Source organism: Desulfurococcaceae archaeon MEX13E-LK6-19, from assembly GCA_029637525.1.
Taxonomy (GTDB): Archaea; Thermoproteota; Thermoprotei_A; order Sulfolobales; family Desulfurococcaceae; genus MEX13ELK6-19.
In genome coordinates this window covers 152678-179364 of record CP072660.1, presented here as the reverse complement: position 1 = coordinate 179364, position 26687 = coordinate 152678, and the positions used below count along the sequence as shown (strand labels likewise).

29 protein-coding genes and 2 tRNA genes are annotated in these 26687 nt (G+C 36.8%); 20 read left to right on the top strand and 11 right to left on the bottom strand.

The window, feature by feature from the left end; all coding sequences use genetic code 11:
* The first annotated feature begins 29 nt into the window (after nucleotides 1–29).
* The 4 genes from J4526_00970 (at nucleotide 30) to cas4 (ending at nucleotide 3325) form a co-directional block, all read left to right on the top strand.
* Nucleotides 30–1085: a histone deacetylase family protein gene (locus J4526_00970; GenBank protein WFO75501.1), complete on the top strand. Its 1056-nt coding sequence runs from the start codon at nucleotides 30–32 to the stop codon at nucleotides 1083–1085.
* Nucleotides 1086–1119: 34 nt separating this feature from the next.
* On the top strand, nucleotides 1120–2031 hold the full coding sequence (locus J4526_00965) for an AEC family transporter (protein WFO75500.1): 912 nt from the start codon (nucleotides 1120–1122) through the stop codon (nucleotides 2029–2031).
* Entirely contained in the window at nucleotides 2028–2549 is a 522-nt protein-coding gene (cyaB, locus tag J4526_00960; protein ID WFO75499.1) for a class IV adenylate cyclase, read from the top strand. The genes J4526_00965 and cyaB overlap by 4 nt, the downstream gene beginning before the upstream one ends.
* A 146-nt stretch (nucleotides 2550–2695) precedes the next feature.
* Complete coding sequence (gene cas4, locus J4526_00955; GenBank protein ID WFO75498.1) at nucleotides 2696–3325, top strand: CRISPR-associated protein Cas4; 630 nt, start codon at nucleotides 2696–2698, stop codon at nucleotides 3323–3325.
* Between the two features lie 9 nt (nucleotides 3326–3334).
* On the opposite strand, the gene J4526_00950 is transcribed toward cas4, so the two are convergent.
* The 3 genes from J4526_00950 to J4526_00940 all read right to left on the bottom strand — a co-directional run bounded on the left by J4526_00950 (nucleotide 3335) and on the right by J4526_00940 (nucleotide 6252).
* Complete coding sequence (locus J4526_00950; GenBank protein WFO76266.1) at nucleotides 3335–3739, bottom strand: CTP-dependent riboflavin kinase; 405 nt, start codon at nucleotides 3737–3739, stop codon at nucleotides 3335–3337.
* Nucleotides 3740–3859: 120 nt separating this feature from the next.
* A complete protein-coding gene (locus J4526_00945) occupies nucleotides 3860–5686 on the bottom strand; it encodes an aldehyde ferredoxin oxidoreductase family protein (GenBank protein ID WFO75497.1) in 1827 nt (608 codons plus the stop codon).
* Between the two features lie 71 nt (nucleotides 5687–5757).
* The gene (locus J4526_00940; protein ID WFO75496.1) at nucleotides 5758–6252 is read right to left on the bottom strand and encodes a hypothetical protein; all 495 of its coding nucleotides are present in this window, start codon (nucleotides 6250–6252) and stop codon (nucleotides 5758–5760) included.
* 144 nt (nucleotides 6253–6396) lie between these two features.
* Between J4526_00940 and J4526_00935 the strand changes: the two genes are divergently transcribed.
* The 3 genes from J4526_00935 (at nucleotide 6397) to J4526_00925 (ending at nucleotide 9392) form a co-directional block, all read left to right on the top strand.
* Nucleotides 6397–7275 carry a hypothetical protein gene (locus J4526_00935; GenBank protein ID WFO75495.1) on the top strand — a complete coding sequence of 293 codons (879 nt, stop codon included), beginning with the start codon at nucleotides 6397–6399 and terminating at the stop codon, nucleotides 7273–7275.
* 4 nt (nucleotides 7276–7279) lie between these two features.
* Entirely contained in the window at nucleotides 7280–8173 is an 894-nt protein-coding gene (locus J4526_00930) for a hypothetical protein (GenBank protein WFO75494.1), read from the top strand.
* A 109-nt stretch (nucleotides 8174–8282) separates the two neighbouring features.
* Nucleotides 8283–9392, top strand: coding sequence for an alanine--glyoxylate aminotransferase family protein (locus tag J4526_00925; GenBank protein WFO75493.1), 1110 nt, complete (start codon nucleotides 8283–8285; stop codon nucleotides 9390–9392).
* Between the two features lie 21 nt (nucleotides 9393–9413).
* Here the strand turns inward: J4526_00925 and J4526_00920 are convergent, their stop codons facing one another.
* Nucleotides 9414–9620: a hypothetical protein gene (locus tag J4526_00920; GenBank protein WFO75492.1), complete on the bottom strand. Its 207-nt coding sequence runs from the start codon at nucleotides 9618–9620 to the stop codon at nucleotides 9414–9416.
* 116 nt (nucleotides 9621–9736) lie between these two features.
* Nucleotides 9737–9838: transfer RNA gene (locus J4526_00915), tRNA-Ile, on the bottom strand.
* A gap of 367 nt (nucleotides 9839–10205) precedes the next feature.
* Between J4526_00915 and J4526_00910 the strand changes: the two genes are divergently transcribed.
* The 5 genes from J4526_00910 to J4526_00890 all read left to right on the top strand — a co-directional run bounded on the left by J4526_00910 (nucleotide 10206) and on the right by J4526_00890 (nucleotide 13786).
* Nucleotides 10206–10300, top strand: a tRNA-Ala gene (locus tag J4526_00910).
* A 78-nt stretch (nucleotides 10301–10378) separates the two neighbouring features.
* Nucleotides 10379–10930 carry a hypothetical protein gene (locus tag J4526_00905; protein WFO75491.1) on the top strand — a complete coding sequence of 184 codons (552 nt, stop codon included), beginning with the start codon at nucleotides 10379–10381 and terminating at the stop codon, nucleotides 10928–10930.
* Between the two features lie 76 nt (nucleotides 10931–11006).
* Entirely contained in the window at nucleotides 11007–12656 is a 1650-nt protein-coding gene (locus J4526_00900) for a DUF2070 family protein (protein ID WFO75490.1), read from the top strand.
* A 64-nt stretch (nucleotides 12657–12720) separates the two neighbouring features.
* On the top strand, nucleotides 12721–13002 hold the full coding sequence (locus tag J4526_00895; protein WFO75489.1) for a hypothetical protein: 282 nt from the start codon (nucleotides 12721–12723) through the stop codon (nucleotides 13000–13002).
* A 1-nt stretch (nucleotide 13003) separates the two neighbouring features.
* On the top strand, nucleotides 13004–13786 hold the full coding sequence (locus J4526_00890; GenBank protein WFO75488.1) for an HAD-IIA family hydrolase: 783 nt from the start codon (nucleotides 13004–13006) through the stop codon (nucleotides 13784–13786).
* Here J4526_00890 and J4526_00885 read toward each other — a convergent pair.
* On the bottom strand, nucleotides 13783–14436 hold the full coding sequence (locus tag J4526_00885) for a metallophosphoesterase (GenBank protein WFO75487.1): 654 nt from the start codon (nucleotides 14434–14436) through the stop codon (nucleotides 13783–13785). The two genes, J4526_00890 and J4526_00885, sit on opposite strands and share 4 nt — an antisense overlap.
* A gap of 114 nt (nucleotides 14437–14550) precedes the next feature.
* On the opposite strand from J4526_00885, the gene J4526_00880 reads away from it, so the two are divergent.
* Nucleotides 14551–15084 (top strand): hypothetical protein, encoded by a 534-nt coding sequence (locus J4526_00880; GenBank protein WFO75486.1) that lies wholly within the window; start codon nucleotides 14551–14553, stop codon nucleotides 15082–15084.
* Between the two features lie 54 nt (nucleotides 15085–15138).
* On the opposite strand, the gene J4526_00875 is transcribed toward J4526_00880, so the two are convergent.
* On the bottom strand, nucleotides 15139–15972 hold the full coding sequence (locus J4526_00875) for an NAD+ synthase (protein WFO75485.1): 834 nt from the start codon (nucleotides 15970–15972) through the stop codon (nucleotides 15139–15141).
* Between the two features lie 168 nt (nucleotides 15973–16140).
* On the opposite strand from J4526_00875, the gene J4526_00870 reads away from it, so the two are divergent.
* The 3 genes from J4526_00870 (at nucleotide 16141) to J4526_00860 (ending at nucleotide 18714) form a co-directional block, all read left to right on the top strand.
* Complete coding sequence (locus J4526_00870) at nucleotides 16141–16920, top strand: hypothetical protein (GenBank protein ID WFO75484.1); 780 nt, start codon at nucleotides 16141–16143, stop codon at nucleotides 16918–16920.
* Between the two features lie 180 nt (nucleotides 16921–17100).
* Nucleotides 17101–17775, top strand: coding sequence for a hypothetical protein (locus J4526_00865; GenBank protein WFO75483.1), 675 nt, complete (start codon nucleotides 17101–17103; stop codon nucleotides 17773–17775).
* Between the two features lie 63 nt (nucleotides 17776–17838).
* Nucleotides 17839–18714: a phosphatase PAP2 family protein gene (locus J4526_00860; GenBank protein WFO75482.1), complete on the top strand. Its 876-nt coding sequence runs from the start codon at nucleotides 17839–17841 to the stop codon at nucleotides 18712–18714.
* Nucleotides 18715–18746: 32 nt separating this feature from the next.
* On the opposite strand, the gene J4526_00855 is transcribed toward J4526_00860, so the two are convergent.
* Nucleotides 18747–19730 carry a dihydrodipicolinate reductase gene (locus J4526_00855; protein WFO75481.1) on the bottom strand — a complete coding sequence of 328 codons (984 nt, stop codon included), beginning with the start codon at nucleotides 19728–19730 and terminating at the stop codon, nucleotides 18747–18749.
* Nucleotides 19731–19919: 189 nt separating this feature from the next.
* Here J4526_00855 and J4526_00850 point away from each other — a divergent pair, with 189 nt between their 5' ends.
* The 3 genes from J4526_00850 to J4526_00840 all read left to right on the top strand — a co-directional run bounded on the left by J4526_00850 (nucleotide 19920) and on the right by J4526_00840 (nucleotide 21849).
* A complete protein-coding gene (locus J4526_00850; GenBank protein WFO75480.1) occupies nucleotides 19920–20909 on the top strand; it encodes an NAD-dependent epimerase/dehydratase family protein in 990 nt (329 codons plus the stop codon).
* Between the two features lie 127 nt (nucleotides 20910–21036).
* Nucleotides 21037–21561 (top strand): hypothetical protein, encoded by a 525-nt coding sequence (locus J4526_00845; protein ID WFO75479.1) that lies wholly within the window; start codon nucleotides 21037–21039, stop codon nucleotides 21559–21561.
* Between the two features lie 27 nt (nucleotides 21562–21588).
* Entirely contained in the window at nucleotides 21589–21849 is a 261-nt protein-coding gene (locus J4526_00840) for a DUF4405 domain-containing protein (protein WFO75478.1), read from the top strand.
* 2 nt (nucleotides 21850–21851) lie between these two features.
* Here J4526_00840 and J4526_00835 read toward each other — a convergent pair whose 3' ends face one another.
* The 3 genes from J4526_00835 to J4526_00825 all read right to left on the bottom strand — a co-directional run bounded on the left by J4526_00835 (nucleotide 21852) and on the right by J4526_00825 (nucleotide 25193).
* Complete coding sequence (locus J4526_00835) at nucleotides 21852–23114, bottom strand: GHMP kinase (protein ID WFO76265.1); 1263 nt, start codon at nucleotides 23112–23114, stop codon at nucleotides 21852–21854.
* A 17-nt stretch (nucleotides 23115–23131) separates the two neighbouring features.
* A complete protein-coding gene (gene galT / locus J4526_00830; protein WFO76264.1) occupies nucleotides 23132–24088 on the bottom strand; it encodes a galactose-1-phosphate uridylyltransferase in 957 nt (318 codons plus the stop codon).
* A gap of 133 nt (nucleotides 24089–24221) precedes the next feature.
* Complete coding sequence (locus tag J4526_00825) at nucleotides 24222–25193, bottom strand: hypothetical protein (GenBank protein ID WFO75477.1); 972 nt, start codon at nucleotides 25191–25193, stop codon at nucleotides 24222–24224.
* A gap of 104 nt (nucleotides 25194–25297) precedes the next feature.
* Between J4526_00825 and J4526_00820 the strand changes: the two genes are divergently transcribed.
* Nucleotides 25298–26563 (top strand): hypothetical protein, encoded by a 1266-nt coding sequence (locus tag J4526_00820; GenBank protein ID WFO75476.1) that lies wholly within the window; start codon nucleotides 25298–25300, stop codon nucleotides 26561–26563.
* Nucleotides 26564–26687: the final 124 nt, after the last annotated feature.

Here is a 26687-nt window from a genome sequence, read left to right as displayed (position 1 = left end):
TTAAATTTATTTTCTAGCGGGTGAGTTCCATGAGCTCTCTTGGCATAGTCTACGGAGAAATCTTTGCTACAGGACATAAACCATGGCGTCCCCATCCTGAGCATCCTGTACGATTGAGGAAAGCCTTAAGAGCTATTGCACGTTATGGGCTAAAAAATGTTGTTGAATGGTTTAAACCTGTCAAGGCCGATATTAAGGATCTCGAGGTTGTACATGCAAAAGGTTATATAGACTATGTTGTTGATCTTGTCTCTAAAGCTCCTGCGGAAATAGATCCTGATACTTATGTTGTTAAAGATTCTCTTGAGACAGCATTATATGCATTTGGCTCAGCTATACACTACTCTCTCGACTCTATTGAGAAGAAAAATAATTACCTTCTCTTGGTAAGACCGCCGGGACACCATACAGGTATTGGAGGTAAAGCTTGTGGAGCGCCAACACAAGGATTTTGTTTATTCAATAATGTAGCTGGTGCTGCAAAAACTATTTTGAACAATGGCTATGAAGGTGTTGTCATTCTTGATATTGATGTACATCACGGTAATGGTACTCAGGAAATATTCTATAAACAGGATAAGGTTTTGTTCATAAGTATCCATCAAGATCCCAAATCACTGTATCCCTTTAATTCGGGATACATAGACGAGATAGGCGAAGGTAGAGGAAAAGGCTACAATATAAATATACCATTACCTCCTATGGCTGGGGATGATTGCTACAACAAGGCTTTAGAGTTTGCGATCAATTTAATAAAAGATTACGATCCACAAATTATACTTGTATCAGCAGGATTTGATGGATACAAAGGCGATGGAATGGCTGAATTGATGATATCCTCTAATACATATTATAATATTGGTATAAAACTAAGAGAACTAGGAAAACCTGTTGTTAGCATACTTGAGGGAGGTTATGGCCCCGGTCTAGAGTATGGGTTGCCAGCATTCGTAGCAGGCCTTCTTGGCATGAAAAACCCCGTTCATGATAGGGAAACTAAGAGCTTGCCTTTGACGTGTAATGATGTTGAAAGAGTGTTATCTGAGTTAATTAAAGTAGTTAGAAACTTATGGGGAACAGCGTAAACGTAGAAGATCTCTGCGGAGGTGGAACTAGTAGATGCCTGGTATGCTAGAGATAACTATTTTGTTTGCGACAATATTTACAGGATATTCTGTGAAATTCCTGGGCAAACGCTTTAATAGATCAAAACTTATTGAAGAGCCGATGAATTACTTGACAAAACTTATCTACTATATTCTCTTGCCAGTGCTTTTCGTGACGATATTTGCTGAAAGAGGATTATCTCTTGCAGACTTCTCAATATCTATTGTATCATTACTATATGTTTTTATTTCGCTAATTATACTATGGGTTATGGTGCGTGAACCAGATCCTAGGTTTAAAAAAGCATTTGTTTTAACATCGATATTCCAGAATACAATATATCTTGGTTTTCCCGTGGTAATGGTACTTTATGGTAATATAAAGTATGCTGCAATGTATGCATTGATTACAATGGTTTTGCATTTAACGGTAGGAGGTATACTAGGAGGTAGCAGGAATATACTAAAGACAATTCTGTCAATACCTGTCCTCTATGGCTTCATATTTGGTAACATTATCCACTACTTTTCCTATGAACTATACTTTTCTCTAGCGGTTGTTAAGCCATTCATATCAGTAATTGTGACGTATGGTTCAGCATTTGTAATGGGATATGCTTTACCGCTTGATATTACTGGTTTAACCAGGTATACTAAGCCAATAGCTTCTATAACACTCTATAGGATAACTTTATCTCCACTAATACACATCGTGCTAATGTCATGGCTTAATTTGCCTATAGAAGCGTTTTATCAGATATTGGTAGAAGCATTTATGCCCCCGGCATTAACTAATATAATCATTGCCCGCATATACCAGTGGAACCAAGAGTTGGTCTCAACGGCAACACTTGTATCTACTTTTATTTCTGTAGCAGTTGTCTTCACTCTCTATTGGACGGGTATACTGGTGCTTCCAACATGATTGAGACAGAAGTAAAGATCAGGCCTTTTTCCAGTAAAGAGTATATCAAAAAAATTCTTGAGAAAATAAATGCTGTATACTTGTATACAGTCGAGGAACACGATACGTATTATCAGCATCCAGTCAGAGACTTTTCGAGAACAGATGAAGCTCTTAGATTACGTGAAATACGTAAGGGAAATACTGTTGAATGTGTAATTACATACAAGGGTCCTAGAGAAGAAGGGCTTTTCAAAAAGCGTGAAGAAGTAGAAGTACGCGTAAGTTCATGCGTAGACATGGATTATTTGCTTAAGAAACTTGGCTTTAAAGATGTGGCAGTCATTAAGAAGAAAAGAGAATACTATAAACTAGGGAGATGCCTTATATCATTGGATTATGTAGAAAAATTAGGGTTCTTTGTTGAAATAGAGTGTAGTGAAGAAGAAATCAAGAACGTTATTGATATGTTAAAAATAAACTATGAAGTTGTTGAAGAAACTTATCTTGAAATGATTCTTAGAAATAAAAACAAGTAATCAGCCCTGGCCACTTTCGTCATCCATTCTCTGTCGTCAAAGGGTGTGTCTTCATCACCTGGTAATATCCTGAAGACTCTTTAATATCTATAGTCCTAATATAGTATTCTCTGGGATATATGCTTGGGTTTACGGGGTTGAATGTATTGCTTGAAGAATTCTTGTCATCTGATGTAATCACTAAGATTTTGTATGAGGAGAAATATAGGGATTTTAAAGAGAGATATAATGAACTAATTGACCCATCGATAATATATGTTACAGACCTGGTATCGTGTAGTCATAAATATCATTTAAGACATGTATTACCTGAACTTACTTTTGCTTTTGAGCCACCACACGTGCTGGGTGATCTTGTACATCGCGGGCTTGAAGAAATTCTCTCAGCAAAGGGATTCAAAGTAGAATACCCTGTTGAAACTATAGTGAGTATAGGTGAGAAACAATATCATGTTAAAGGACGTATTGATGCATATGATCCAGATAAAGGTATTGTTGTTGAAATAAAGACTGCCAGATCAAGCCAAGGCACCCCTCATTATCATCATATTGAACAAATAAGATTCTATTTACTCTTTACAGGCGCTAAGAAAGGTGTGTTGATATATATAACACCTGATAGGATTGTAGAATACTCTATAGATCCTTGGGAAGATACTGGCATTCTCGAGACACGCGTCAAAGAGACAATAGATGATAAAGTGCATCCACGCTGGGATTGGGAATGTCGTTACTGTCTATTCAATAGGCTTTGTCCTTATAGGAAAGAACAATAATGTGCTCCACTATGTAGTAAACGAGAATTTATATATAACAAGCTCTACAGTGTCACCGTCTTTCAGGTTTTTGGTCTTCCTCATATTTATTGATGTTATGAATTCAATTATATTTCCTCCATGAATACTCGCGTAAGGTTTTATAAAATAACCATTAACACCCTCCACAGCACCCATGAAAGCTAAAACGGGTTTATACTTAGGTGATGGTGGTGGTATAGTGAATGCACAAAGTTTAGAGAGAATGGGTGATAAATCTTTTCCCACATCTATATTTAATGTTCCGGGGAAAGGTTTTATTCCAAGAACATCCTCTATGACGCTACTATAGATTTCTACATATTTCCTCCCTTCCCCTATACCAGAAACGACCTTACCCTTGAACTTTAGCTCTTCTATTTTGATGTTTCTCATCATACTCAACACCTGTAGTCACAATTACAGTTACCTCAATAGTACATGATTCGCAGGAATTAAAGAATAGTTGGTAGAGAAAAAGAAAAATGATGAGCGGGTTTTAATGTCCATGTTTACTTAGGTTAGTGAAACAATTTTACTAAGAACAGGTATAACATCGCTTAAACCAAGTTTCTCAAGCGTCTCTTTTGTTGGTATACCCCTTTCATCCCATCCACGCATCTCATAGTACATTCTTAGGAAGTTATCGTACTTGTTGATATCTAGTTTCCATCCCTTATATGGTCCCTTAGTTAATGGCTCTTTGAACCACCTCATTGGAGGATAATCGTATGTCTTATCCCATCCATTGTATTCACGTATCCAGAATGATCTTATTAGCGTGTAGACTCTATCAGCTACAGTGTATATGTCTTGGAGCGTGTATGTGACTCCCGTTGCATAACTCAGTAGTTTGGGGTAGTATTCTAGGTCAAGACCTACTTCGATCCATGGTAGTCTACAGGTTGTTAATGTCTCAAATAATCCTCCTCTAATTCTCTGCCATTCAATGAGTTTCTCTACTTTCTCACGGTTGTAAGCGGCTCTATCCATTTTCACTTCTAGTCCTATGAGCCAGGCATCCTTGTGATGGGCGCCTATGGGTGAGGTGCCATAGGCTAGGGCCATACCTGGTGCAGCATGGCAATCGTAAGCTGAGACTTCAAGGCCTTTTACATGCATTGCCCATTCTTCGGATCCATTGCGTAAATACATGCTCATTCTCATTGTGCCTTCTGCTGCTAGAGCACCGAGACCCTGTCTATATGCGGTATCTATGATGAGTTGTTTGGCTGCCTTGAAGTCGCCCCATTCGATACCGTCTTTGATAAGTTTCTTCTCGGTGGCTTCCATTAGAAATGCTATAGAACTGCCCATTGATATTGTGTCTATACCCAGCATATCACATAGTCTATTGAGAACAGCTACTTTCTCTAGAGAGCCTATGAGGATGTTGCTTCCGAGCATTGCCACGTTCTCGTAGTCTAGTTCGCTTTTCTCCTTTTCTTCATCAAGTATTACGTTTCCACACTGCATGTTACAGTACGGGCATCCTCTTTGTTCAACTTTGATTTTCTCCATGTAGGAACCACTTATCTTATCATAGTCATCGAATATTCCTTCTCTAAAGTTCATTGTTGGTAGAACAGAGTTTGTTTGAGCCCATTCAATAGTGGCCATTGTACCTTGTCTTCTCCAGAAGTCGTAGTTTTCTTTTGATAGAATATCTTCATACGCTTTTCTTGATAATTCTGTAAAAGCCTTTTTGTCAGCTAATGGTACTTCTTTTGATCCCTTGATTACTATAGCTTTCAAATTCTTACTGCCCATGACAGCGCCTATTCCAGGACGTCCACCGCTTCTCCCTTTCATCGATATTATTGTGGCGTATCTTACCATGTTTTCTCCAGCAGGACCTATTAGTAGTACACCCGAGTCTTTTCCATGTCTTTTGATTAACTCGTCTTCTGCTTTGAATGTATCAAGCCCCCATAGGTCTGAGGCATCATTAATTTCTACTTTATCATTCTCAATGTATACGTAAACAGGTTTCTTTGCTTTGCCTTCAACGACTATAGCATCGTAGCCAGCTTTTCTTAATGCTACGGAAGCCCATGTACCAACGTTTCCATCACCATAACCATTTGTCAACGGGCTCTTTGCTGCTACAACGAGTTTTCCTGATGAGGGGGCTGGTAACCCACTAAGGGGTCCAGCGGCTATAACAAGTTTATTGTAAGGAGATAATGGATCAACTCCTGGTGGTAGCTCGTCCCAAAGAATTTTTATTGCGAGACCTCGTCCACCTATGAATTTTGTTAGAACATCTGGCTCTATTTTTTGTTTAATAATCTTATTTCTAGTAAGGTCTATTCTTAATAGAACTCCTAGCCAGCCATTCAAAACAATACACCATGTCTATTATTCTTATCGTTATTTGATAAAAATGTTATCATAATTCCTGTAGAACCTTGCTATTCAGAACATAGTTTACAACCAGTTTCTGTTTTCACAAGAAGATCCTTTCCTTGGGGATTTCTCCGTAAATAGTTTATAAGCCCTTGAACATACGGGTTCTCGCTAGCTCTGGTTTTCAATATATTGCTAAGAAATGTGTCAAGAGAGTGTTTTTCTATTATTTGAGTCACCATGTATAAATCTATTATATTCCATTTGCTTAAGAAGTAACGTCGTATACCTAATTTCTCTGCAAGCTCTTTTACATTTTCAGGATTTAGAAGTTCTGCTTGGTATACATCGGCTTCAATGATCAGGAAATAAGGGGAAGTGAATTCTATGTACTTGTCTACTAGCACACTTACTTCAAGCATTTCACCAATAGGGTGTTCATCGGCATATATTATTATCATTGGTTTTATATGATCGTTTTTTATGCAGGGATTAATTATCCCGGCGACGATTCCGTGATCAATAGGTTTCTGTAGCTTTTTGAAACGTATCTCAAACATAATACACTCCATTATTATTCCCTTCACTTAGCTATATGCAATGCATATTTAATGTTCTTTACCACCTTTATACATAGGTAAACAAATAATCTGGTAATGGAAAAATGATGATCTATACGTCAATCATAATAGTGGTGAACAATATTGGGTGTCAGGATACTAATAGATAAAGTATATTACGTAAGAGAAAACGGTGTATTTGAAGAAGGGTTTGTCTACATTGATGAAAACACTATAGGTGATCTTGGACGGGAGCCACCGGTAGAGTATAGTTTGAGTGAGCTCCATTATACTTTTGATAAGAAAGCTATTGTAATTCACGGGTATTCTGTAGCCTTAACGCCATCATTATACCCATTTAGGGGTATAACCGACAAATATGATCTTAGTGTATTTAGTAAAGAAGAGATCAAAGGCTTCATTAAAGCAGCTTTTTACGAGCTTTTAGCTAACGGCATTACTCTGCCGGTGATCTACAATGAAAACATGGAGTATATTCAGCTAGCTATTGATGTAGCGAAAACACTTTCAATACCTATTGCAATAATGGGCGATGAGAACTTGTTTAATTCTTATGGAAACATTATTAACAATAAGTCGATCTATGGAATAAAAGTAGATAGTGATCTACCTAGAGAAAGGATTTGCTATGATGAAATAAGTCCCCATTGCAGTATTGTTTATCTGAAGAACACTGTTAATGTAAATGCATTGCTTTCTCATGCATTAAGAAAATATGGGTTCGTCGACATCATTAAAGTACTGACAAGCCCGTACAGGATATTGGGTCTTGATAATGGTTTTATAGAGAAAAATGCAAGAGCACACATAACCATATATGATGCTAGAAAACCATTAAAAGCACCATTGTTAAAACACGCACCACAAACCATTCTCGCTAGAGGGTATTTACCAGATGTAGTTATTGTAGATGGTGACATAGTTGTTGAACAAGGTCTGGTTTATGTTGTTAATGAAGTAGAAGTAGCAAGAGCACTAGATGTTGTTTATAATAAATGGTGAAAGAATGAAATTATCTGTTGACTGTATTTTTTGTTTAATCGAGAGATTGTATCGTTTTATTAAAATTGTTGATTTGGGGTATAATGAGGTAAAAATAATTTTTAAATATATTGTAGATAATATTGGTGAAAAACCTCTTTATGAAATACATTATGGTTCTCTAAAACTTATCAACTTATTTGATAGTAAAAAGAAGCTATTGTCGTTGAGGAGAAGAATATTCTTGATGACAAAGAAACTATACGATATTGCCTTATCGATTACAAGTTCCATAAGGAGTATGGGTATAGAAGATGTTTTATCAAGAACAATAATATTATCTATACTTGTTGATGACCCATGGTTTTTTATTGAGAGTAAAACAGACAATATAGATTACACGAAGTTATCATCCATACTATCTAATCCCGCACCGCCTGGTCTAGAGGTACTCAAAGTAATAGACTATATGCCGTCAGGTTCTTCATTAGCGTATTTTCCTGGTAGCTTGGCTAGTTTATGGGTTGATAAACTCTTCATAACTATGCTTGCTGAAAAGAATATTGATGTTAACGTATACATATATAACGACTTGATAGGTTTTCAGCAATCTTTGGGTGACCTCAAAGATGCACTAATGGAAACCAGTCTTGTTTATCATGTACTTAATAAACCTGCTGACATATCATTTGAATTATTTAAGGCGATAAGAGACAATGACTTAATCCTCATCAGGAACCCCATTGGTATTGATTGTATTATCGAGAAGCTTGAGGAACTAAAAGATATTGCGTTAGCCAATAAGATCATACTAGTATTTAGATGGAAATGCCCCGTTGTTGAGAACATACTGGGCTACGTTCATGGCAAGTATTTTGTTATATCAACTGATTTGTTAATAAGTAAATTGTTTTTGTAAAGATAATTCGTTTTAAGTAGTTTAATATTATGTCCATAGTTATGGTAATAAATAATAGTCGTTTGGTCACCAGTTTATATGGTGTTGGGAGGGGTTTTGGGTGAATGTTTTGTCCGACCCAATTAAAATGATAAATAAAATAAAGAAAGTATTTATACCTGGCCCTGTAGACCCGCTTGACGAAGTGAAAAAAGCGTCATCCACAAGTGTGTTTAGTCACCGCTCTGAAGAATTTTCTCTACTATACAATAATATTGAAAAACTCATGAAACCAATTGTTGGCGCTTCTGAAAAATGCAAAGTAATATTGATGCCTGGCTCCTCTACGCTCGGTATAGAGTCTGTATTTATTAATATTCTCACGCCAAAAGATCGCGTCTTAGTTATTAAACATGGCTTCTTTGGTACGTGGATGGAGGAGATCGTTAAAAGATATACCAGTAATGTTGATTCAATTGAAGCTCCTTTAGGAAGTGTTAGTGATCCAGATATTGTAGTTGACAAGATTAAAGAAGGTGGTTATGATGTTGTTGGTGTAGTACATTATGAAACTAGTGCTGGTACGGCTGTAAGGTATCTTGATAAAATAGGTAAAGCAGCGGCGGAAACAGGTTCGATAGTTATTGTTGATGGTGTATCCAGTGTTGGTGCAGAAGAAATAAAAATGGATGAATGGGGTCTTGGAGCTATTGTGACGGGTCCTCAGAAATGCTTAGGTGCATACCCTGGTCTATCGATTATTGCTCTAGATAAGAAAATGGTTGATTTAATTTATGAAAAGAAAGATAAAGTGAAAACACCGTTTTACATGGACTTATGTAAGTATATAGAATACAAGGACAAGTATGGTTGGACTGTGACAACACCGCCTATAAATAATGTCGTTAGTCTGTATGTTAGTTTAAAGAAAATTCATGACTATGGCGTCAAGAATTACTTCGAATTGCATAAAGAAAGAGCAAAAGAAGTATATAGTTATGCTGAAGAAAAAGGTCTCAAACCACTGGTAAAAGACGAAAGTATACGTGCTTATAGTGTTGCGGTAATAGAAGTTAATGGAGCAAAGAATGTTGTTAAAAAGCTTAAAGAAAAATATGGTTTCGTTATTGCAACAGGTTTAGGCGAGTATGCTGATAAACTTGTAAGAATAGGCATGATGGGCTTTGCGCTTGTTGAAGACTTAAAGAAAGTAATCGATTACATTAAAGATTTAGCTTAAACAATTATTTTTACTTAAATATCAATGTTTTATTCTATAGAGGTTCTTACTCCACTTCTCAACATATCCCATCTTTGCTAACCGAGAAAGAAGTTTACCTGCGGATCTCACGGAAATACTCAGCTCGTAAGCCAGTTCTTGTGGTCTAATATATTGTTTCTTGCTTCCAATAAGGCGATGAGCTAGAGCATTCAAATCTATAGTTACGGTGAGTACGTGTTTTTCCACCAATTCCACCCATTACAGTATAAATAGAATATAAAGAGGAGAGAGATTGGTGTAACTATTCTGATCTATAAGAATTTCTACTAAGGCACTACTAAGGTAGAGGAACAAAGAAGAAGTGGGCCCGGGGGGATTTGAACCCCCGACCTCCCGGTTATCAGCTTCGCCTGGCCTCACTCTTTTCGGCCAACGGGCGCTCCACCAGGCTGAGCTACGGGCCCACTCCCGGCCTCAAGACTCTTTCTATTCCGTATTCCATATTGTTACAGGACTGGGTTTATAAACTTGTCATTTTATTTCGTCATAGTGCCTCAGAAAGCAAGTTTCATCACGTGATTAAGTATTCTTGGTATTCAGTTTATCCGCTGCTCCTCATAGGCATACCATATATTCGGGGCCCGTGAGAATTAATGCTACAATGGATCATCACTTGTCAGGCCGCCCGTCGCCTACATCTTCTCACGGGCCCCTCGATTAGTCAGTAGGGACTCGGGTGTATTAAGCAATACTTCTTAACGTTAATACTATATAAATAGATGGAATGCTAAATTATTAAGCCCCCAGATTGTATGTGTGTTAAAGAGAGGTGGGCCGGTAGCTCAGCCTGGAAGAGCGCCGCCCTCGCACGGTTCGAAGCCAGGGATAGGCGGAGGTCCCGGGTTCGAATCCCGGCCGGTCCACCATAATCCTTGTACCTTCTTTATTAATGGTAGTAAATGTTTTATTTTCACTATTAAGCCCTATTTAATGAGGGGATATTTTTGCAGGAAGCCATTATTACTGGTGAAGCCAGTATTTACGTGACAATAGCTCTGATTATAGGAGGAATAATTATCGCATTCATTGGTAAAACATTGTTGAAATATATAATGATGATTGTCTCAGGCGGTGTAATATCTGTTGCAATGTATATCTTGTTAACACGATGGCTTGACGTAGGAACATCTCAAGCAATAATAATATCAGTAATTGCTTTCCTTGTTGGAGCATTCCTAGGTTGGTTTATTGTTAAAGCAGCTATATCGGTTGTTATAGGATTAATACTGGGTGTGGTAGCAGGAGTAGCTCTTGGTCTTGAAGAAAATATTGCCGCGCTCATAGTCATAATCATAGTTAGCATGGGGCTCTCCTATGTCTTAGCCGAGAAAGTCATAGACTTTGCATTAACGCTACTAGGCTCAATTCTAGTCTTCTTCGGAATATACTCTTATTGGCCTACTATAACTGGAAAGGAAATAGGAGGCGTATTAGCGCTAATAGTATTCATAGCGGCAACATACTACAAAGTGAAGAAGAAAAAAGAAAAAGAGTAAGTACTCCATAAGCGAATGCAGTATAGACTTTAATAAACTAGAAACAAGGTCTCTCTGATAAGAGGTAGGATTAGTAGTGGGTAACAGGTCTAGTGTACAGAAATATTACAGAGTACTATTTAGTCTACCATCAAAAACCGTTATCATGGCTCTTATTGTATTGACATCTCTGGTACTTTATACAATATTAGGTGTTTTCTTTAAAGTATTTGTTTCATTAATTATACTCTCAGCACTATTGCTTTACCTGTATGGGCTAGTAGAAAAAAATCCTTTTTCCACGGTTAAACGAGTACTTGGATACATATTGTTCTCACTTGTCCTTGTACTGTTTCCTGTACTAGTTGTCAAAGAGTTACTGGGTATAACTAGTGTATCAGTGGTTTTGGCTAGTTTATCTGGTCTACTCTCAATATTAATAGTAGGAATATCGGGTCTTAATAGAAAAACCATAACCTACGTGTTGGTTTCTTCACTATTCTTGGCACTTGTAGTGTTTATGTTTATTAAGAGTAATGTAATAATATTCGTTTATGGTGTAATACCAGCTTTATTAAGCATAGGTACAGCGTATTATGTCGCAAGGCATAAGATCAGGGGTATAGATGTATTAAGTGTTGGTATAGGTTTTCTAAGATATAAGCTCAATGGAGAGAAGCTTATTGAGAGGATCTTCTCGAGATTATCTGTATTTAAAAACATACAAGCACATATAATATCAACAAGTAATGCAGCAATAATCTATACTGACATACATTATGGTCCATTTGGTAGAATCGGAAGTAGCGATTTTCCATCAATTCTTAGCAGTTTTCTAAAAGAGTATAAGACGTTGATTCTACATGGAATGGGCAGTCATGATAGAAACATTGCATTAAAAGAATATGCTATTAAATATGCTGAACTAATAAGCAATGCTATCCGTAGCAAGAAAGGAAGAGAGTGCATTCCTATAGACACTTTTACTGTTCGTGTAAATGAATGGGAAGCACTTGTATGTCTTTTCTCATGCATGGCACTAGTTTTTCTCTCTAGAACAAATGGGGGTATAGACGATCTACCCTACAGTATTCAAGAGTACGCTTGGAGGAAAAGTGTTGAAGAAGGTATCCAACCAATAGTAGTTATTGATTCGCATAATAGTGAATTAACAGTTGAACCCGACATAACCAGTATATTTACGTTGATAGACAAAGTAGTTGATTCCATAAAAAGAATCAAAATACAGAACCTGAACTACTGTGTAGGTGTATCATCAAGCAAGATAAATAACACTCCCGGTGTAGTCAATGGAGAGATTACGCTTCTCACGCTGAAGACTGGAGAAAAGTATACTTGTATACTCTACATACCTGGAAACAATATGGAGCCTGGTGTAAGAGAGGAACTAATCAAGGAAATGACCATGCAGGGGTGCGATATAGCGGAAGTAATTACTAATGATGAACATAGTGAAACAGGTGTTTTCTCGGGAGAAGTCTACAAACCCATTCAGCTAAGTAGAGAACTTTTGGAAAAGACGAGGGAGTTAGTAAAACAATCTCTTGATAATTGTTCACAGGAGCAGCTCTATTATAATAACATAGTATTCAAGGCGCCATTAATGGGTAATAGTATATGGAGGCTAAAATGGTTTTTAGAAAAACTATTCTATAAAGTAATGATTATTGACTTCATTAACGTTCTCTTTGTACCAATTGCGCTTACACTTATTTTGCCAGCATAAGGTCACTAGAATAGGTGGTGTATTGATGTATAGTATACCTGGGGATATTGTTGAGAAGATAAAAATGTCTTCCAAAAATCTATTCAAAAAAGTTTTGCATGAGAAACAGGATGATTATGATATGTTTGTATTGCTTAATGATAAAGGCTTTATAGTATGTGCGAAAAAGACACCTTATGCTTACTATGCAAAAATTATTAGGACTGACGAGGTAATGTTGTGGAATTGTTATAGTATAGAAGAAGATCCTCGTGGAACCTATGTTTTCTCGGATAATAAAGACGTGTTTATTGAGAAAATATTTTCTAAAATAATATCCTTAAAACAGGGAAATAGGGTTGAATGAAATGATTAAGTATAAGCTTGTATTAATGGATATGGATGGAGTTGTTTGGCGTGGTAAAGAGCCTCTTAGACAAAATATTGAAGCAATTAAATTCATGCAAGAACAAGGACTACGAATAGTGTTCTTCACAAACAACTCATCTAGGACAAGAATAGAGTATTTCGATAGGCTAAAGAGTCTTGGGCTAAACATTAACTATGAAGACGTATTAACAAGTGGTTTCCTAGCGGCAGAGTATCTGGTGTCCAAGAATTTGAATACAGTGTTTGTAGTAGGTGAGAATGGTTTAGTAGAAGAACTAGTACTCAAAGGTATTCATGTGGTTGTTGACAAGGAGACTGTTGATGCAGTTGTGGTTGGTATTGATAGATTCCTAACATACAACAAATTATCTAGGGCCTCCCATTATATTAGGATGGGTGCATTATTTATTGCAACTAACACTGATGCTACATATCCTTCGGAAAAAGGTGAAGAACCTGGTGCGGGTTCCATAATCGGTGCTTTGACGGTAGCTACAGGAAGGAGCCCGGATTTCGTTGCAGGTAAACCAAATACATGGGTTATTGACTACATTCTAAAGAAACATCATGTAAATAAGCATGAGATACTTGTTGTAGGCGATAGACTTGATACAGATATAGAGCTCGGTAGAAGAGCCGGTGTTGATACACTCCTTGTTTTAACTGGAGTCACTAGGCCTAATGATGGAAGGATCAGTAAATATAATCCAACTTATGTAGTCAATGATCTAAAAGAATTTATTAATGTTCTTAAAACTTAGAACCGTTTTATATTAACGTCAATAGTGTTTTTCTCGATAGTAATTAATGCATAGTATCTTTTAAACAAGGGCCCAGGATTAATAATTGTTGTCCCATTAATTTTTTCAACACCTTGTGCTTCGTGGATATGACCTGTTATCCATAATAATGGTTTTTTCTCTTCTAAAAATTCTCTAAATACCTTTGACCCGGCGTGAATTCCTGAAAATGTTCTATCAAGTATACCGTATGGTGGATTGTGAGTTACAATGATTGTCTTGCTAGGATCGATTTCTTTGAGTTGGCTAAGGAATTTTGTTAGTTCATCTTCTCTATATTCTATGAATGTATTGAAAGGTGTTATGATACTGCCTCCAATTCCATAGATACTGTATTCATTTACTTGTATTACTTTATTGTGTACGTTATAGATATCTCCGTTGAAAGAATTATGTCTAAGAAGTTCCGGGGGATCGCAGTTACCTGGTACAAAGAGTACTGGCGCTATTTCTGCTAGACTTGATAGTATTCTTAGTGCCTCAGCTAAGCTTCCAAAATGTGTTATATCCCCAGCAACAATAACATAGTCAATATTGTTTTTAATAACGCCTTTAAGTTTGTTTACAACATTAGTTCTTCCATGTATATCGGTTATTGCTAGGAATCTCATAGCATTTCACCATGTATTTACTACTAATTATGCTTGCTACTTAAGGAAGATAAACCAGTTAACTAATACTATATGAAGGTCTTAGATGTAGGGGTAGCTAGGTGAGTTACAAAAGTGTATAAAGGCAGTGGTGTTAAAGAATATAGCGGCTTAAAAGTGCTAGTTGAAGTAAAGGAAGGAAGAGTCGTTGTTAGCGGAAGAGAATATTTAGCCGAGCATTGCTACGCGACGGGTTTTCAAAAAGCCGTAGTGAAATTAAGTGGAAAAACAAGTATTGTTATAGAATATAGTGAATTACCTAAAGTAGTCTTCGAGGGAATATTAATTAAAATAGGTCCAGAGATCGATATTGGTTTTGAAAAACCAGTTATCATTACTACTGAACATACTGAAGGAAAAATCAAGGCAGTTATAGAGAACCTTGACTTAAAAATAAGTGCTGAAGGGAGTACCTACAAAATAGCGTTTGAAGAATGGATGACGTTTAGCTCGCCTAAAATAACAATAGAAATTAATAATGGATTTGATACGGTGCTAAATATTATTACAAGACCATTTACTTCGCTATGGATACATAGTTTGACAAGAAAGAAAATCTATGTTAATCCGGGTGAAAATGAGTACCGTATATTAATAGAGCCTTATTAGCTTTTACATAAAAGTATGTAATTAGTATGATTTCATAGATTTAGAAACTTTCCCCTATAACTCTTTAATAGGTTCTGGAACATTAGGTAATGATGGTATTGGTGGAGTCCCTCTTTTATGCCTACTTTTTCTATGTAATTCGATTATTTTCTGAACTTTCTCAATACTAATTCCTGTGGCTTCGGGTATTTCCTCAGGTTTTAAGCCAAGGTCGAATAAACTATAGAGTACAAGATCTATTTCAGTATACTTCATACCAAGTTCTTCCTCTGCCATATGGCCAGGCCATAGTCTTGGACTACTTGGTTTATTGTATATTTTTTCTGGTATACCTAGATACTTAGCTAGGTGCCTAACCTGTGTCTTATATAGACATCCTAAGGGCATGAGATCAGTTGCTCCATCACCATACTTTGTGAAGTATCCTATTAATATCTCGCTTCTATCGCCAGATCCTAGAACTAAGTAGTTGTTTAGATTAGCGTAGTAGTATAGTAGTATCATTCTAATTCTCGCTCTAAGGTTTCCACATGCAATATTATGGTCTGCATTGAAAAACGGTATATTTTCTGCAAAAGAATCGTAAATCTTTGATATATCTATTATGGTATAGTTTATGCCTAGTTTCTTGGCAAGGTCTATAGCATCTTTAACATCGGCTTCAGGTGTAGTCCTTGGATCAGGCATTATTAGTCCATGCACTCTATTGTTACCGAGTGCCTTTACCGCCAAAGCTGCTGCTGTACTTGAATCAACACCGCCACTCAATCCTATAACAACACCTTTTGCGCCAGAATTTTCTATAATTTCGCGAATAAACTCTTTAATAGTGTTCTCCACGGTATTAATATCGAAATTCAAGAGGTCACTTATTGTGATTCTCTTCATATTAACCACCTACTAGTTTGTGAATTTTCTACATAAAAGAGAAAGTCCGTGAAGAGCGCGTTCATCACGTGTCAGACCCGGGCTCTCTTCATCCTTAGTGCAATAGATTTATCCAACCCTAAATATAATTATCTTCTTGATGTTAACATACGACATGTGGTGTGTTAGTTGAGTGACATAGAGCTACGTCCATCATTAAGAGAGTACTTTAGGTCTATTATTAGTGAGAGACTGCCCGAGTTGCGAAACTATATTGTTCCTAGAAGACAAAGTTTCTATGAAGCCCCATACCCATCGCCTATTAGGGTTGTTGGCGACGGTTTTATATTTGGTATACGTGTCTTCTGTACAAGCGATTCGTTAAAGGATATAATCAAAATATTTACGACTAATCGTAAAATAGTGCTTCTTGAGACACAGATTTTTAGAGTTAGTGAAGGTTTTCTGGGCGTATTCGTACTTGTTACTGAGAAGGAACGAAATATATGGAAGATAGCAGGTGAAGTGGCTGATATTGATGGTGTAGAGCTCGTCGAAGTGCTTAAGTCAAAAAAACCGTTTACAAAGATGTTTATAAACAGCTTTACATATCCTCCATACTTACTTGAAAAGAAAACAGTAATCCTTCCTTTTGATAAGGTTATAAATATACTATCTACAATGAATAGCGAGGATTTAAGGAAATTAGCGAAAGGAATTGCCGAAGACATCATGGCGATTGTGAAAACTCAATTAGAACCAGAAGTACTTGTTCAATTGCTGGAGTCTCTTGGTATCGCACAATTGGCTGGGGTTACGTTCATAAATAACGATGTTGTAATTAAGATCAAACATTTTGGAAACGTTACCTGCTGCACATTCTACCAGTATTTATTAGAGGAATTATTGGGAAAGAATATATCAATGATCAAAGATGAGGAGGCATGTCTATTCAATATACAGTCATGAAGAATGTCAGAAAGGGCGTTTTTCTTCACCAAATATTAAGATGATCTGTAGATTGGTCGTTCATCATCCTATCGGGACATTATTTGGGAGTCCTAGATAATAGTAATATTTCTAAAAACAATTAATATACTTATTTAGCGGTAACTAGTAAATTAATTCGGAGAAAATGGGTTGATGGAAGTGGAGACAGTTATTCAAAGAAGGACAAGATATATTAAGACGGCAATTTTGATTATTGTTGCTTTCGGAATGGCGTATATTCTTGGCTACACTGTAGCTAGAGGATACAACGTATTTCTTGAACAGGAAATAATTTATCCACCAAGAAAAATTGGTCCTGTAAATTATACCGAAGATGTTTATGGTACAGTCGTTTATGTGCATATTACTGGTGTTTGTTATGAAAAAAGTGGTGTAGGTAATTCAACTAAGTATATTAGCTTGGGGATGTGTCGAGAATGGGTTCGGGCCGGGGAATTATCAAGACATTATTATGGTAGTTCCATAGAATATCCTTTGGGAGATAGGGTAATCGTTGCAGTATACTCTACTTTTACTGCTGATGTAGTTATAACGTATATAGCACCAGCAATATTCGTTGCTTTAGCTTATGGGATAATTAGTGTAATGGGTTATAGATTTGTGCCTGCCCTGTCTGTTACACAGCTCATTGGAGGATTCTTGGGTGCTAAAATGGGTTTAGAAGGTATTTTGGAAAAAATATATCCTTACATAATAGTTAAAACACATATATTATTGCTTGAGGCATTATTTTTACCAATAGCAGTATTGGCAGTCCATGCTTGCTTGAAGAAAATAGCTATGTCGTGGAGTAAGCGAAAAAGAGAACAATAGATTGTAATATTATACTACTGTTAATCAATTGCATAACAGATAATTGCCGGAGGCTGTGTATGTATGGTATTTCGTGTTACGAACCATGGGTTGAAGCTGGGAATAATAGAATTAGTAATGTACGGTATATCATTAGTTACAGTAATATTGTTAATCAGTGCTATTTTGACTGATAATGTTCTTATATGGAAGCTCTTGTCTAGTTTAGGTGAAGAATATTTTTACGTGGTCTTTTCTTTACTAGTATTGGTATTTATTGATGCTGATTTAGGTATCATACTATTTTACACGATAATGCTGTCGGGAGCTACCAATATTATCTTGAAGAACGCTTTCAAAATGCCCAGACCGCCTGAAAGCTTGTGGAGAGATAGTGCTGAAGGCTATGGTTTCCCAAGTGGACACACACAAGTAGCTACTAGTTTTTGGTCAATGCTTATATTAACTATGAGAAAAAGATGTCTTATTGTTCTTGGTACCATAGTAACGTTTTCAATAGCATTGTCGCGTGTCGCACTAAGAGTACATTACGTAACTGATGTCTTAGGGGGTTTTGCCGTTGGTTTAATGATTACATTAATTGTGTATTTTCTCACAAAATCTTGGTTTAAAAAATCACTAATAATCTTAGGCTTACTGACGTCTTGTCTGAGTTTGTTAAGCGGGGTTCTCTTTTCTCTTGGTGTATCTTACAAGATTGCTGGCTTATCCATTGGTGCATTGTTATATATTAAGTATCGTGAAGATTTAAAGAAAATAAATAAGGAGGCATTTGGGAGGAAATGTATTGTATATATAGTGACTGTTGCTATAATAATGTCTATAATATTGGTAGCTCATATTGTTGTTAAAGTATATCATGCACCTATCTATGGCTATGCATTATTCTATGCAGCTATCATGCCTGCATTTATTGTTGGTGTGAAAAAATTGTTATGAAATATTATGGTAATTAAGGATAATGATTTCTATTATTTTGTTGAGAGAAATGGTTTAAATGGTATTATATCAGCCATTGTTATAAGGCCTATAGGGAGTTTAGTTATGTTTTCAGCTATTGATACAAGTACAGATGCTGTACCCATGTCACCAGGTGTACCAGAACTAGTCCATGTTATATCATAGTCTTTTCCTTCGATAATTATTTTCTCATATTCATCAGCACCGACATAAGCGTGAAACTCTATACGGATAATCTCGTTGTCTCCAATAAATCCTCTGCCGTAACCTTTTATTCCAATGACTGTTCCTGGAGTTATTTTCTTCTCCCCGATAGTGATTTCTTTTTCGGCTACAACAGGTTCTTGTTTCTCTTCTACACGTGATAACTGAATACCAGCAGCATCAGCTATGAGCAATACTGACTCAGCATAACCAACATGTCCTGTGAGTTCTCCTGTTTCAAGCTTCTTTCTGAATTCTTCTGGCTTTAACCCTATGCCTACTTTCTTCTGGAATGGTAGTCTTCTCTTTGATGCATCAAGGCTTCTTACTGCCTTGATCTTTTTGATCGAAGGTATGGATGCTGATAATACTATTAGTAGTGTATCAAGTAAGAACCCGGGATTAATTCCAGTTCCAAGAACTGTTACACCGTAACTTATTGCTTTCTCGTCAAGTTTTCTGGCAAGAATAGGGTATCTGTAGTAGGGGTAAGCTAGGGTTTCACAAGTAGATACAACATCAAGACCCATTTCAATAACATTCAAGATTTGATCGTATACTTTATCTAGATAAGAACCTGTTGCATGTAGTACCACGTCGGCTGCTGCCAGCTCATCTATAGAGCTAGTAACATAGACGCCTATAGGCTCGATCCCAAGTATTTCCCCCACGTCTTTACCTTGTAATTTCGGATCTATGTCAATAACTGCTACGATTTCATGCCCTCTTTCAAGAGCAACTTTTGCTAATAACCTACCTATTGAACCAAAACCATACAATCCTATCCTCATAAAATCCCCCTCATAAGATCTTTTCACACAAATGTTAAAGTAATGTATTTAGAGAAAAATCTTTCTCAGATCATTATTAATTGGGTTTATGGATGTGAATTGTAGTATCGTGTGTGTTTAGTAACATTTAATTATTATGTGTTGATATGGTTTCTCTAAGGAAGTAAGCTTAACGGGAAGTGGTTGGTAATGACAGATGTTAGTGGGGTACTTAATAGGGTTATTGTAACTGGTGGAGCAGGCTTTATCGGTAGTCATTTAGTTGATGAGCTTTCGCGACGGGGGGCCGAGAAAATAATTGTGGTGGATAATCTAAGTAATGGTAGGCTAGATAACTTATCCAGGCATATGGGTAAGGGATATTTTAGTTTTGTAAAAGCAGATTTAAAAGATCCTAATGGACAGTGGGTTGATTCATTTAAGGATGCAGATGTAGTTTTTCATTTTGCAGCAAATCCTGAAGTTAGGGTTTCTAGTGTTGACCCACGTAGTCATTTTAACGAAAATATTTATGCCACGTTTAATGTCCTTGAGGCAGCTAGAAAACACGATGTTAAATACCACGTATTTGCAAGTTCTTCAACAGTGTATGGTGAAGCAAAAATTATACCAACACCAGAAGATTATCATCCTCTTGAACCAATATCAGTATATGGGGCAACAAAACTTGCCTGTGAAGCACTATATATCTCCTACGCAAAGCTTTATGGATTCAAAGTCCTAATAGCTCGATATGCAAACATAATAGGTCCGAGATCAAATCATGGCGTTATAATAGACTTCATAAACAAGCTCAAGAAAAACCCCAAGAGACTAGAAATACTAGGTGATGGTACACAGAAAAAGAGTTATCTACATGTATATGATGCAGTTGATGCAACACTGCATGCTTTTAATTATTTAGTTAAAGAGAGTAATAATGACTACGAAGTATTTAACATAGGTAGCAGTGATTGGATACAGGTCATTAAAATAGCCGATATTATTGTGGAAGAAATGGGGCTAAAGAACGTGGAATACGTGTTCGTTAAGACAACACCAGATGGACGGGGATGGCCTGGTGATGTTAAGTTAATGTTGCTAGATATAAGTAAGTTAAAGTCAATAGGATGGAGTCCACGATGGAACTCATATGAAGCCGTAAGGAAAACTGTTAGAGAACTTCTAGGTAAAGAGTAAACTTGGTAAAAAGATGCATGTTTCTTCAGATAAGTTCATGAATGTTCCGGAACAGTTTATTCATGCTAAGATTTATTATTATACAATAGCCGTATTTGCTTTGAGAGAAGCCATGTGGTGATTTAGAGTGGATAGGGGATTAATTATTGTGATAGCTATTGGACTACTTATAGCAATACTGCCAATATTAACTAACATAGTTATCCCAGCAATAGAAAGTATGGTATCTTCTAGTGAAACAACAACAAGCATAACTACAACAACTAGTACCACTAGTAGTGAAAGCGAGGGTATAATAACGGTATTAAAAGAAATTGCATGTTCAAACATTGGCTCAGATAGGCTTGAAGTAACGCCAGGGGCTGTTTTAGTTAAGCCAGGGAGTGAGTTTAAGATAACAATCAGAGTGTATTTCAGACACAGTCAACCTTGCCCCTACTCAAGTTGGAGATTAGAATATAGCGTCAGTGGTGGTGTAGAAGTTATCAATGATACGGGTAATAAACTTGTGGATTCACGTACGCTTGTACGAGAGCTTATTGTTAAAGCTAATAGTAACGGTACAGTAACTGTCACGTTTTTCTATGGACAAAACTGTCCATTCGGAGATAAAGAGGAAGTTAACGTAGAAATCTATGTGAAGGAGGAATAAGATAGAATAAGATAAGGGGTGAATTGCATGAATATCTTCATGGTAAGGAGAATAGTTTCTCTTACGCTATTAGTTGCATGGATTGCTACAGCATTAACGGGAATAGTGTTATACATGGGTTCTAGTGAATTATTCTATAAGATTGTTAGAGGAGTGAGTTTGAGAACTGTTGCTGAACTACATACATACTTCTCATTTATAGCATTGGGTGTATCAATAATCCATATATATCTTAACAGACACAGTATAGCGGCATATTTGGGGCTACGGAAGAAAAACAAACGCTGAGACTACAAGAGAATTTTTTCAATTTGATGTTCTTTTATGCCGTCATCTACTTCAACTATCCAGGCTTGTCTAGCCCCTATAATGGATGCTTTTTTAATTATGTTCTTGGCCACGTTATAGTCTCTGGCTAAAGCTATTACTACGCCGCCTAGCCCGGCACCGCTTAGTTTTGCTCCATAAGCTCCTGCTTTAATTGATTCTATAACGAGTTTGTCTAGTATAGGTAGACTAACATCATAGAGTTCCTTAAGAAGTATATGTTGATAAGTCATTATAAGACCTATGAGCTCCTCTTTGTTTTCTAACGAAACTTCCTCTTGTAAGAATTGACGTACGGTAGATACTGCTTCTTCGAGAAAATCGTGGTCTACAGCGTTGCCCCTAAGTATCTTTAAGGCTTCAATGGTAGACTTATGCATTTTGATCGTAAATACTATTCTTTTCCGTGGCGTAGGTGGCAACTTACTAAGATAGGGAGCTAGCTCTTCTAGACTAAGAGAACCCCATTCTGGTTCCCAGTAGTTGTATCCAAGCTTTCTCCTTAAACTATCTGGTATGTTTTGGGTGAGAAGCAGTCTTAAGCCGGTATTTATTTCCTCTTGGCGACGTGGATGTATTTTGGCTGTACTATGCTTTATACCTGAGTCAAGAACAACAAAAACACCCTCTAGTTTCGGTAATTGCTCCACGTTATAAGGAGGTTTCGTATTGATCAATGATATGTTTCCATACACGCAGCCATACTGATCTAATCTACCACAAGGTATACCGAGCACATCATGTTCAGCCTTATATGCATATTCTGCAATATCTTTCCTCGAGAGCCCTAAGTTAAAGAGACTATTTAGTGCACCAATAAAACTGGTGGTTAGTGCGGCACTACTCGCCATACCAGCTCCTATGGGTACATCACTATATATTCCAGCCTTGAATTCTTCTAATCTATAACCTGAATCAATGAGCACTTTCACGCATGATTTAAGATAGTTACTAAACAATTTCTTTTCTATAGAGCCAATGTTCTTCACGGAGAACACGTCATAGTATTTTTTCCTATATATTCTCAAATTAAATGATACGACAATACTTCTATCGCTACTACTTTTTGCTATAGCGGTAAAGCATCTTAAATTAACACCTATGGAGACCACTGGTAGCCCCTTATAGTCTTGATGGGTATTAAGAAAATCCAGTCTTCCTGGAACAGACACTATTTTATGTGGTGTTTCACCAAAGTATTCTTTAAAGAACTTTATTGCCCTCATGACAGAATTGTGCAAAACTACTTCACCATATCTTGTCTACACGAAGTATTCTCATAATTGTTTTTATAAAGACTATTTATTACATGACGTAGTTTTGCAGCATTTTCTTCGGGCATGGAATCATATGTAAAGTTTCCTCCACCAGTCTCCATTCCTGCTGCATACTTCATTTTACCCGAAGGCCTGTATATGCCATAGATTTCTATGTGGAGATGATAGTAGGGATAATGGTTATCTAATGGTGCCTGGTGTAAAACCATCATGTACGGCATTGGTCTCTCAAAAATATTTTTGATACCCTGAAGAACAGTTTTCAGGGTAATAGCAAGTTCATTGATTTCCTTATCGTTAAGTTCTGTGAGCAGTTGGATATGTCTTTTAGGATATATATGTACTTCAAAAGGCCAATGGGCATAGAACGGTATGAAAGAGATCCACTCCTTGGTCTCAAATACTATTCTTTCTTTATCTTTCTTTTCAACCGATATTATTTTACAGAAAAGACATTCGTTCTCTTTCTCAAAGAACCTTTTGGAGTTAATGAGTTCTCTTTCAATCTTTGAGGGTATAAAGGGGAGTATGTATATTTGGCTATGTGGGTGTTTTAGTGAAACGCCTATTTCCTCTCCTTTGTTGCGAAACCAGAAGAAATACTTCGCCCAATGCTTGTCTCTGTAATGGTTAAGCGCGTTCTTTATTTCACGAATAACGTGTCCTATATCGTCAATACTTAGGTCACTTAAGTCATCGAGGTCATGTACAGGAGTTTCCACTACAACAAGACATTTCCCACGGGACTCTTTCTTTGTATAAAACCAGTGCTTCTTTACAGGAGGGGGGTTCTCTATTAACATAGGATACTTATTTTCTACAATCTTTACTTTCCACCCATATCCCATTTCGGGAGCCCCAGGGCAAAATGGGCAAAAACCATGGGGTCTCCACGGTCTTTTCTCTCTGATACTAGAAACCATAACCCATTCTCCTAAAATGGGATCCCATCTTAGCTCAAGCACTCTATCTTCCGCCAATATAGAAGCACCAGATGGTTCTGGTTATTTCCTTATTTATTATTTCAGTTGAGGGATTAAAGAAAGAATTTTATTTCTACTTAAGAAAACGCCATAAATTCAATGGCGTGGGTTTACTGGTTTGGTCTTCAGGCAATAGTTTTCTATTCTTTATTCTTTCAAGAGCTCTAGTTAGAGGTTCTGCGTCGAGAGTTATTGTTACGGCTAATGCTGCAAGTCCACTCCATTTACCCCACTTGTCAACCCATACTTCTTCAGCGTGTCTTTCATCAACATTGTATACTAGCGCTATAATCTTTTTCAACCACCTATCTACTGGAGGGAGATCATACTTCCTAAAAGCGAGGACTAATGCTAGACGTGCAGTATAAGGACCAATACCCTTGATTTTTGTCAGCTTCTTCTCTAGATCAACCGAACTAGTTCTTTCTATGGTCTCCATGTTTTCTTTCAGGATATGTTTAGCTATATTGACTATAGTTTTTGCTCTATAGCCCACTCTTGCTTTCACAAGGATCTCAGGTTCAGCTAATATATGCTCGGGTGATGGTGGTAGAGGTATTATTGTTTTCTTCTTTTCGTTAATAACTACGGCTCTGTTGTAAAGTTTTATGATATTGTAGAGCATTTTCCATCCTTGTATAAAACTAGCGTTTTGTTGACAGACACCAATAACTAAAGACCACCATAAACTGGTTGATCTAGGGCGCCATCTACTATATTTCGTAGCAAATAAACTCAATAACAGATCGTTTTTGGCTATTTTGAAGAACTCGCTTAGATCTTCTTTTAACCCTAGAGTCCACTCTAATTTATCAATATAATTATCACTACACTTATTTGCAGAGTAGATCTTGTATTGCCTGGTCTTGATATTAATGATAGCTATGACTGGCTCTTTGTCTTCAAGAATAACTATACCCTCTTTACCATTAAACCAAAAACCATAGTTATAAACACCTAGAGTAAGGTTTAGATCGATGTTTTTATTTTTAATATGGCCGGTAAAACATTCCCTTAATATAATGTACTTATTTACTATAGACACTGTATAATACACCACTCTATTATTCTTCAAGGTTACTTTTATTTTGTTCAAGAGACTATATTGTTTCTAGCAAGGAGCATTCTCAATGGCAGGGGGTTCCCAGGTTGAGTGATATTAGTTTGTTAGAGAAACTTATTCCATCAAGTGTTGTCGCGAGAATAAGTATGGTAGACAATAAGTTGGTATTTGATGTGACAATAGGTTTTAGAGATGCTATTGATGGTGAGAAATGTCTATGGCTTAACCCTGGGCTTGTTGTTAAAGAAGTTTTGACGCAATCACCCTTCGAACTAAAATCTACGCTGACAAAGGATCCTGATGTAGGTGTTGTTGATGTTAATCGCGTCGATATACTATTAAGACAGCCAGTCTATGGTATTAGAATAAAATATGAAGGGTTGCTTAAACCTCTTCTAATAAGTCATTGGGGTAGTAGGGATAAACTCCATATAGGTAGAGCGGAAACACTATGGTACCCATTTACGATGGCGTGCAAGAACATTGTTGAAAGCCTTATTCTTTGTGAGCACGTTATTAGTGTGATGAGGTTTAAATTAAGAGATGGACTAGTAGCTATTGCCTCACTAGAGTTCCAAGGTATAGAAGACGGGGAGTGGATTTACACTAGTGGATATAAAACCAGTGCTCTAGAATTCATCATAGGGCCGTTTGCCAAGACGGAGTATTCTGGTAGAAAAACTGTTTATTCATATATTGTAGGCGAGCAAATGTATCCTTCAAAACAATTATATGATGTCATCGAAGAAATTGAGGGGTTATACAAAGAAGTATATGGTGTTGAACCACCGTATAGCCAGTATCACATAGTATTCCTCGATAAAACAGGAGGGTATAAAGCAGGAACGTTAATTGCCCTAGATAAAGAGTATGTAAAGACTATTGATGCACTTAAAGCGAATTTAATCCATGAACTTTCCCACACATGGTGGGGAGGATTCATCAAGCCATGTAGTAGTGATTCAACATGGTTAACAGAAGCTATTCCAGAGTACATAACAACGGTACTACTTGATAAACTCAAGATAAGGAAACTAAAAGACAGAGTAAAGAAGATTATGAAACAAGCTAAAGAATTAATGAAACAAAAAGGCTACAAACCACCAACAAAAATACCAATGCCTCTTACTGATGTCGAGGAAAAATCCTGGAGAATAGTAGGAGAAACCATACTACACGAAATAGCTAAGGAAATAGGCTATGACACACTAAACAGTATACTCTCCAACCATATGAGAAAATCTATGGAAGAACAAAAAAGGTATTGCATTACATGGAAACAACTTCTCCAAGAAATAGCAAGTGTAAGTAAAAAAGTCGAAAAGAAAATTGAGAAATACTTACAACAGTAACTATTTGTTTAAAACGTAATCAGGTTTTCTTTTCTCTACTTTTCCTTGTTTATCATTCTTATGGAGAAGAAGTGTAGCCGTGCCATTCGTCCACGGGCTCATCCCATGGGCCGTACGGCCCTGT

Excerpts from the sequence above, each read along its gene's own strand:
- J4526_00970 (WFO75501.1), top strand. The coding sequence starts at position 30 with ATGAGCTCTCTTGGCATAGTCTACGGAGAAATCTTTGCTACAGGACAT.
- J4526_00965 (WFO75500.1), top strand. The coding sequence starts at position 1,120 with ATGCCTGGTATGCTAGAGATAACTATTTTGTTTGCGACAATATTTACA.
- cyaB (WFO75499.1), top strand. The coding sequence starts at position 2,028 with ATGATTGAGACAGAAGTAAAGATCAGGCCTTTTTCCAGTAAAGAGTAT.
- J4526_00950 (WFO76266.1), bottom strand. The coding sequence starts at position 3,739 with ATGAGAAACATCAAAATAGAAGAGCTAAAGTTCAAGGGTAAGGTCGTT.
- J4526_00940 (WFO75496.1), bottom strand. The coding sequence starts at position 6,252 with ATGTTTGAGATACGTTTCAAAAAGCTACAGAAACCTATTGATCACGGA.
- J4526_00930 (WFO75494.1), top strand. The coding sequence starts at position 7,280 with ATGAAATTATCTGTTGACTGTATTTTTTGTTTAATCGAGAGATTGTAT.
- J4526_00895 (WFO75489.1), top strand. The coding sequence starts at position 12,721 with ATGTCTTCCAAAAATCTATTCAAAAAAGTTTTGCATGAGAAACAGGAT.
- J4526_00890 (WFO75488.1), top strand. The coding sequence starts at position 13,004 with ATGATTAAGTATAAGCTTGTATTAATGGATATGGATGGAGTTGTTTGG.
- J4526_00885 (WFO75487.1), bottom strand. The coding sequence starts at position 14,436 with ATGAGATTCCTAGCAATAACCGATATACATGGAAGAACTAATGTTGTA.
- J4526_00875 (WFO75485.1), bottom strand. The coding sequence starts at position 15,972 with ATGAAGAGAATCACAATAAGTGACCTCTTGAATTTCGATATTAATACC.
- J4526_00860 (WFO75482.1), top strand. The coding sequence starts at position 17,839 with ATGGTATTTCGTGTTACGAACCATGGGTTGAAGCTGGGAATAATAGAA.
- J4526_00855 (WFO75481.1), bottom strand. The coding sequence starts at position 19,730 with ATGAGGATAGGATTGTATGGTTTTGGTTCAATAGGTAGGTTATTAGCA.
- J4526_00850 (WFO75480.1), top strand. The coding sequence starts at position 19,920 with ATGACAGATGTTAGTGGGGTACTTAATAGGGTTATTGTAACTGGTGGA.
- J4526_00840 (WFO75478.1), top strand. The coding sequence starts at position 21,589 with ATGAATATCTTCATGGTAAGGAGAATAGTTTCTCTTACGCTATTAGTT.
- J4526_00835 (WFO76265.1), bottom strand. The coding sequence starts at position 23,114 with ATGAGGGCAATAAAGTTCTTTAAAGAATACTTTGGTGAAACACCACAT.
- galT (WFO76264.1), bottom strand. The coding sequence starts at position 24,088 with ATGGTTTCTAGTATCAGAGAGAAAAGACCGTGGAGACCCCATGGTTTT.